At 58.6% G+C, this 309-nt stretch carries 1 protein-coding gene; it reads left to right on the top strand.

Annotation, left to right across the window (positions count from 1 at the left end):
* Positions 1-80: 80 nt before the first annotated feature.
* Positions 81-284, top strand: a complete 204-nt coding sequence (locus EN804_RS36095; protein ID WP_022563935.1) for a hypothetical protein — start codon at positions 81-83, stop codon at positions 282-284.
* The last annotated feature ends 25 nt before the right edge of the window (positions 285-309 follow it).

The following is a 309-nucleotide window of genomic DNA, read 5'->3' as shown; positions in this document are numbered from 1 at the left end:
ACACTCGCACCGGTCGCCGGTCCGGGAACATTGCCGGGGCTAGGTGGTTCGGAATCAGCGAAACGAATCAAGAAAAAAAAATGGGCAATAATTCTCCAAGCGACGGTGCGCCTGGCACCACCGACCAATCACCGCGCTGGGAGGGGCCGGAAGAAAACAGGCCGCGCGGCTACCTGAAGCCCAAGGACGATCCAGAACGTGACAGGGACGCCGTGGGCGAAAATCTGCGCGATCCAAGGAAAAAACGCGTCTCCGACGCGATGAAGACCAAGGACGACCAATAGGACAGGAGGAAACGATGTCGACCTC

The organism is Mesorhizobium sp. M8A.F.Ca.ET.161.01.1.1 (assembly GCF_004792105.1).
Lineage (GTDB): Bacteria > Pseudomonadota > Alphaproteobacteria > Rhizobiales > Rhizobiaceae > Mesorhizobium.
Note: the sequence above shows the minus strand (reverse complement) of the source record. Positions and strands in the feature narration are given on the sequence as shown.

Excerpts from the sequence above, each read along its gene's own strand:
- EN804_RS36095 (WP_022563935.1), top strand. The coding sequence starts at position 81 with ATGGGCAATAATTCTCCAAGCGACGGTGCGCCTGGCACCACCGACCAA.